The following is a 7051-nucleotide window of genomic DNA, read 5'->3' as shown; positions in this document are numbered from 1 at the left end:
GGCCTGCCTCGCGCCATCTCGGCATGGTCGGAGGGCCGCCGTCGCGGCCAGCTCTATGGCCGTCAGTGAAGGTAGTGGCCGGTTCGCGCTCTGCCCTGTGTGTGCCGTCTGGTGCTGAGCTGGCCACCATGTCGGTGATCATCGCGGCCGCCATCGCCGTCATCGGAACGCTGCTCGGCGCTGTCGTCGCACACCGCTAACAGGAGAAGAGCACGGCCCGTGCCGCCGCTCGCGCAGACCGCGAACGGGAGCACCGGCATCTGCTCGAGGCATGTGCCGATTTCGTCGGCGTGTCGAAAACTATCGGCGGGCGCAGTACGACCGCTGGAGCAGCCAGCACACTGCTGCCGGACTCCGGACCACAGTCAAGAGTTGTGGGTGAGGTGAGTCTTCCTTCGGGCCGGCTGGACCGGATCTTCGGACGGCGTGCAGGATGTCCTCGTGAGCATGCCTGGCCCTCCGTCTACATGTTCCGCGAAGGAACGTACGACGTGACCGGGCCCATGTCGGACTTCCGGCAAGACTTCGATGCCATGGCGGGCAGCCAACACCCGGCTACGTTCTGGCAGTAGCAGCTTGGTTCAACTCGACCCTGTTCCGTGCAAGCACGTTGAGGAAAATCCGAGGAAGGTTCAGAAGCGCTGTGTAGCAGGGCGGTTCGGTGGCCGCCGCCCCCACCCGATTCCGTCGGCCGGTCCCGTTCCCGTGTCTGATCGTCCAGGGCCGACGCGGCATAACGAGGTTCAGCTCATGACGATCTCGGAGCAGTTGCCGTGCGGAGACTCGGCCAGCCTTCGCTCTGCGGCCCAAGAGAGCCGTCACATGGGAAAGAATGTGGACATGGCACTGGTCAAGAAGGGCTCGCGGCTCATCACCGTGGACGGCACCACCTATCGCTGGCGACTCCGCGGACGGCCGACCTACGACCAGGGTCTGGTCGTGTCACCCCTTACCTACGCGGTCGAACACGCCCGGACTCCCGGCACCACACTGGTGATCACCACCAACCAGCCGCACCCGAGCAACTGGTTCGGAGCAGCTGGCCGACCGGTCCTGCCGGCGCAGGTGGCGGACAGCATCCGAGCCGCCCTCGCTGATGGCTGGGCGCCCGAGAACCCCGGATCACCGTTCCACCTCGATCAGTCAGCCGGCTTCGCGGAAACCCGACAGTGCACGACCACGCGCACCCCGTCCTGGACGGAACGCGGGACACCGCCGACCGCACCACCCACGTCGGAGTGAACTTGCCGAGCTGGGCCTGCCGCAGGTGCTGAAGGACTTCCCGCCGGCTTTCACCACGATGGCATGCTGATGGCCCCGATTGCCCCAGCACACTTGGAAAGTGAATCTGTGCCTGAGATTTGTCGCCGACTCCGACTCTGACTCTGACTCCGGCTCGGAGGTCCGTACCGGCCGCTGTCTGTGCGGGAAGGTCCGCTTCACGGTCACCGGTCCGGTGGACGACCCGCACCTGTGCTTCCCTGATGATTGAGTGAGTTCAAGGGACTCACAGGGGTGGCAGATGGACGAGTGGTGGCTGGTGTTCGTGCCGGATCCGGAGCGGTGGGGGCCTCTGCCGGAGGAGGGGGTGCTGGGGGTCCGCGACTTGCAGCGGTGGCCGCGGTGGGGCTTCAGCCGGGCGATCCGGTTTTTATGCGACCTGATTTCGTGGTCGATCCCGAGCTGCTGGAATTCGTGCTCTCCTCGGAATTCCATCCTCTGGAACGGGAAACTCGGCGGAATTACGCGCTGGATATCCGGCTGTTGCTGACTTGGTTGTGGCGACGCGGGATCCCGTGGCGGCAGGCGGCCGAGAGCGACTTGCGCGCGTACCGGGAATTTCGGTGTGACTCGCCACTCAACCCAAGCCGAATCAGCGGGGCGAAGTGGGATCGGGAGGCGTCGGCTTTCACGCGGCTCTACCGGTGGGCGAAGGTCACGCCGTTGCCGGTGGACAGCCGGCGCCGGGCGGACCGCGCCGCGGACGCCCGCAGCTCGCGGGTGTCGTGGCTGACACCGAGAACCTGGGGCCTTTGGCAGGATGTTGGTCTTCGTGGGCTCGGTCCCGACGGGACACCGGTGCCGGGCTGGGACGCGCGGACCGAGCTCCGGAACACCTCGTTCGTCGGCTTCACACTCAGCTCGGGATTGCGGCGGCAGGAATCTGGCGCCATGTTGACGTTCGAAGTGCCGTCCCGCCCGCTGCGCTCGGGCCGCTATCGCCACGGGCAGATGGCCCGAGCGCTGTCCCGGTCGAAGCGAGACCGGACCTTCTACGCGTCGGTCGATTCATTGCGCCAGGTCAGCGCCTACGCGGAGTCGGAGCGGGCCTGGGCGGTCGAGGGGCCCAGGCCCAGGGACGCTACGAGAAGTTGCCGCAGATGCGGCTGATCAGGAAGGTCGCGACGGGCCGCACCTCGACGGTCCACTGGATCGACCGCGACGGCGTCCAAGGCCGCCATGACCTGAACCTGCTCGACTGGCGCGAGCGGCAGTGGCTGTTCGTCGAGGGGCCACAGGGCCCGGAGCCGGCATGGCTGTGGCTGACCGAGCAGGGCCTGCCCATGCTGCCGGACCGCTGGAACACCGTGTTCCGACAGGCCAACCAACGCTGCGAGCAGGCCCTGCTGACTCCGCAGGAGCGCGAGACGCCCCGACTGCTGCGGGTTGCGGAGATCCGCGGGAAGGTCCCGTACGCGACACCCCATTCCATGCGGCACTCGATGACCCTCTACATGTTGATCCTGCTCAACGAGTTGATAGACAAGAAGTACGGGCTGACCGCTGCAGACCGGCGCGACTTCGCCCAGCTCTACGGCGATCCGTGGTGGCTGGTGAAGACCCTGTTGGGGCACAAGGACGTTGAGACGACGAAGGAGCACTACCTCCGCCCGGTCATGCATCTGCAGCTGGAGTCGATCCTCACCTTCGACACCGAGGACGAACAAGGTGAGACGGACGAGAAGAAGGATCTGAACGGTCTGTTCGCCCGGCTGGCCCGGGAGACCTCCGGGATCCAGGACATCGAGATGCTGGTCGACGTCCTGCCCGTCGCGGCGGCATCGTGAGCGGGCGGGGACGCAAAGCCGTCCTGCCGCCGCCGGACTTCCAGGCAACCGAGCGGATAGCCGCCGACGGACTGCAGGTCACCGTGCTGAACAAGGAGGGCTTCAAGCGGGTCTTCGACTTCGCTGAGCTCTCCGCACGGCAGCCGATGCGCGAGTCACTCGCGCGAACGTTCGCCGCGCAATCCATGGGATGGAACAGCCACTCAAGCGGCGAATCGTATTGGCGGTCCTTGGAGGTCTTCGCCCGGTTCCTCAAAGCCCAGGGGCACCCGGCCGAGGACCTCGGCGACCTCACCTCGGCCACGCTCCGACTCTGGCGCAACAACCACAAGGACACCCCCGGCGGGCGCGAGGCCCTCGCGAAGATGCGTACGCTGCTGAAGCGGGAACCGCGGCTGGCGCAGGGCCTGGCGGCCGAAGAACTGGCCCGCCCGGTCCCGAAGAAGGGCAAACCGTCCAAGCAGTCCTACCGGCCGTCGGAGCGCGACCAGGTGCTGCTGGTCGCTGAACGGCAGTTCCGGGCCGCGCTGCTGCGGATCCGAGAGAACACCACGCTGCTGGACCGCTACCGGGCAGGCTCGCTGGACCCGACCAGCCGCGAGTGGAGGGTCGCGTCCGTCCTCGAATGCTTGGCCGCCACGGGCGAACTGCCCGGGTACCCGGACAAGGAGGGGAAGATCTACACCCGGGCCGAGGGGCTGTTGCGTGGAAAGAACGGCGGGAAGACTGCAGGCCGGCTGTTCCTGAGTCGGTCGGAGCTGACGGCTCTGGCCGTGATGATGACCGACCGCTACGGCTGGAACCTGTCGGTCTACGACCGTCTGCACGTGCCTGTTACTACCCCGTCCGCGGGCGAAAAGACGACGGTCACCTATGAGGTCCTGGTGGAGAAGCGGCGCTCCGGCGAGGGCCGATGGTTCGCCACGGAGAACTACACCGACTCCGGCGCGGACTCTCCGGGTCGGCTCATCACCCAGGCCCTGGAAGCCACGAAGCACGGGCGGGCCCTGGCGGCCGCCCTGTCGCCTGGCCACAACCTGCTGATGGTCGCCCGCAACCGGCGCCGTACGGACTGGACTCCAATCTGGACCGGCCCCGGAACGTCGGCCCGCTGTGCTTCGGGGTGTCCAAGGCCGATGCGCGAGTATGGGCGAGCAAGCACAAGATCGGTTCGCCCTTCCAGCGTGCCCGCAGGACGACCGTCACCACGACGGGAAAGCCGCTGCAGCACAAGCCCGGCACGCACGAGAGCATCTACGTCCTGCCCGACGAGAACGTCCAGGAAGCCGCCGTGGACGTGATCGCGGCGGGCGCCGAGGAAGCTTTCGAACAGGCCCGCGACTACACCTTCCACGGGCGCCTGACGGACGTGGCCGACGCGGCCCACCTGGAGACCGCAACGGCGGACTGCGCGGATGAGGACAACAGCCCCTGGCCGGACCCAAACGGGGGCTGCGGCGCCGACTTCCTGCTGCCTGTCCTGCGAGAACTCCCGAGTCCACACCGGGCACCACCCGCGCCTCGCGCTGCTGCGCCGGCAGCTGATTTCGCTTCGCTCCGCCTGGCCCGAGAAGCTCTGGCGCGAGCGCTGGGACGAACATCTCCAGCGACTCGATGACCTGCGGGCGAAGGTCAACGAGAGCACCTGGGATGCGGCACTGGGCCGGGTCACTGACCACGACCGAATGATCATCGACCACCTGTACGAGGGAGACCTGGCTCCGTGACGACTGCACTGTCCATCGAGGCCGATCCCTACATCCTGCCGCTGCCGGAACCAGACAGCCCGGTCGTCATGGACCGGTGGATCAGCGCCGGCAACACCTACTCCAACTCCCTCTACAGTGATGACATCTGGTCGCTGGGGCCGCTGACCGACAACCCCGGGGACAGCCTCCACAAGATCAATCTGAGGAAGTGCCCGGCTGCCTTGCGGAGCGAGGTCCGTCGTGTCCTCTGGGTCTTGATCAACGGCGAGCTGCGCCCCACCTACATCCGGGAACGCGGCTTTCAGAACCGGACACGCGACGGTGTGATCAGCATGCGCGACTGCATCATCCAGTGGATGAAGTTCGCTCGCTGGCTCGATCGGCAAGGCGTGTCCCAGCTCAGCGACTGCACCATGGAGCATTGGAAGGCGTACGCCGCCAAGATCGCCAGTAGCGGCTGCGGGCGCGGTCATGCCCTGACGGTTCTGCGCTGGCTCTCGGACATGTGGGCCTTCGACCAGCTGTCGGCCAGCCCCTGCGGCATTACGCGTCCGCCCTGGGAGGACGAGGGCATCGACGACTATCTGCCGACCGAGACAGGAGACGGCAGCGGGGAGAACAAGACCGAGCCGCTGGATCCGGCCGTGATCGGGCCTCTGCTCACCTGGTCGATCCGTCTGGTCGAGGACTACTCCGGCGACATCCTCGCTGCCTGGAACGAACGCCGCCGCATGCACGCACAGGTGAAATCCGCCAAGACCACCCGCGAGGGCCTGGCAGCCGTCAAGAGCTATCTGCTGCCTCTGATCAACTCCGGTGCACCGCTGCCCTGCACCCTGAGCCGCCTGCACGGCGTCACGCTGGGCCACCACTACGTCGCCGCGATCACAGGGGCCAGCTGGACCCAGGTTCATTCGTTCGCTACTCGGCTCGGACTTCGCCGGCTCACCGCTCAGCGGCCCGGCCCCAGCCCGATGCAGGTGCCCGTTACGGGCCGGATCGAGGGACGACCATGGCGCGAGTTCATCCGCTGGTCTTACGGCCGGAGGTCACCGCGATCGAGACCCCGACCGGCGTCGACACCCCGTTCCAGGGCATCCAGCTGCTGGCCCCGGCCACGCTGCTGTCCTTCGACGTCACCACCGGCTCGATCGACCAGATGACCTGGTGGCACCTGGAGGACCGGGCCCCGTTCACCGGCACCTACGACGAAGCTCTGGCCAGGTTCTCCACGACCCTGGCCGAGCAGATCCCGCTCAGGGCCCCTGCCTGCGACTTCGCCCTCCTCCTCTCCGGCGGCCTGGACTCGGCGGTCCTCGCCTACCTGATGCGGCCCCCGGTCTGCGTCACCGTCCGCTACCCGGGCCAGGACCGCCTCGACGAGTCCTCCACGGCCGCGGTCATCGCGCGGGACATCAAGGCGGAGCTGGTCGTGGTCGAGCCCGACCACGTCGACTTCACGACTGCGCTGCCGCACATGATGCGGGCCCTGGACTACCCCATGGGCAACGCCTCCACCTTCTCGGAGCACATGGCCTACCGGAAGATCTCCGACCTCGGCCTGCGGGTCGCGATCGGCGGTCTCGGACCGGACGAGTTCCTGATGGGCTACCTCCGCCAGGCCCTGGTCCTCTTCGGCCCCGACGCCGTCCTGAACTCCGGCCTGGAGGCATACCGGCCGCTGGCCGCCAAGCTCATGCACGCCGTCGGCGAACCCCTCGACCCGGCAGAAGCGGTCACCCGACTGATCCTGCGGGGCCCGGACCCCGACGGCCGTCTCCGTGATCTCGTCGCGGACGCGATGGCCCGCGCGGGCGGGGACCTGGCCCGCAGCCTGACGCTGGCGGACCTGGCGACGGCCTGGAGGCCGCTGGTGATGACCAGCGACAAACTCGCATCCGCCTACGCACTCGAACGCCGATCCCCCTACCTCGCCCGCGACCTGGTCGAGTTCTCCTACCGGCTGCCCGTCGACTACAAGATCACCAACCCGGCCCAGGGCAAGCGGATCCTGCGGGACGCTGCCAAGGCCCTCGGCCTGCCGAAGGAGGTCTGGGACAGCCGGGACAAGCTCGGCTTCGCCTCCCCGGTCCCCTCCTGGCTCAACGGCAACCTCGCCACCTGGGCCGACACCCAGATCCGCATGGCCCTCACCGACGCCCCACCCGCGTTCCGCCTCCTCGAAGGGGGGTTGCAGCCCGGCGGACGCTTCGACCGGACCCGCATGCAGGCCCTCATGGCAGCCGCCTGGTTCTCGGACCAGACGGTGAGGGC

Annotated in this window: 7 protein-coding genes; all 7 read left to right on the top strand. The window is 67.6% G+C overall.

The genetic code is table 11. The features are described from left to right. Positions 1-750: 750 nt before the first annotated feature. Positions 751-1242, top strand: coding sequence for a hypothetical protein (locus tag VR44_RS49280; protein ID WP_425424548.1), 492 nt, complete (start codon positions 751-753; stop codon positions 1240-1242). A 372-nt stretch (positions 1243-1614) separates the two neighbouring features. Continuing rightward, positions 1615-2391: a site-specific integrase gene (locus tag VR44_RS47795; RefSeq protein ID WP_245692574.1), complete on the top strand. Its 777-nt coding sequence runs from the start codon at positions 1615-1617 to the stop codon at positions 2389-2391. Further along, on the top strand, positions 2382-3068 hold the full coding sequence (locus VR44_RS47790; protein WP_245692571.1) for a site-specific integrase: 687 nt from the start codon (positions 2382-2384) through the stop codon (positions 3066-3068). Before VR44_RS47795 ends, VR44_RS47790 begins: the two co-directional genes overlap by 10 nt. Further along, complete coding sequence (locus VR44_RS31090; RefSeq protein WP_245692569.1) at positions 3065-4369, top strand: dermokine domain-containing protein; 1305 nt, start codon at positions 3065-3067, stop codon at positions 4367-4369. Before VR44_RS47790 ends, VR44_RS31090 begins: the two co-directional genes overlap by 4 nt. Positions 4370-4483: 114 nt before the next feature. After that, the gene (locus tag VR44_RS47785) at positions 4484-4795 is read left to right on the top strand and encodes a hypothetical protein (RefSeq protein ID WP_245692567.1); all 312 of its coding nucleotides are present in this window, start codon (positions 4484-4486) and stop codon (positions 4793-4795) included. After that, on the top strand, positions 4792-5940 hold the full coding sequence (locus tag VR44_RS47780; RefSeq protein ID WP_245692564.1) for a hypothetical protein: 1149 nt from the start codon (positions 4792-4794) through the stop codon (positions 5938-5940). The genes VR44_RS47785 and VR44_RS47780 overlap by 4 nt, the downstream gene beginning before the upstream one ends. After that, positions 5937-7051 (top strand): asparagine synthase-related protein (locus tag VR44_RS31080; RefSeq protein ID WP_342669412.1); only part of this gene is annotated, 1115 nt, incomplete at its 3' end. The genes VR44_RS47780 and VR44_RS31080, both read left to right, overlap by 4 nt.

The sequence above is a fragment of the Streptomyces katrae genome (assembly GCF_000966975.1).
In the GTDB taxonomy this organism is placed as follows: domain Bacteria; phylum Actinomycetota; class Actinomycetes; order Streptomycetales; family Streptomycetaceae; genus Streptomyces; species Streptomyces katrae.
The sequence above is the reverse complement of the archived record's forward strand: the minus strand, read 5'-3'. Positions and strand labels throughout refer to the sequence as shown.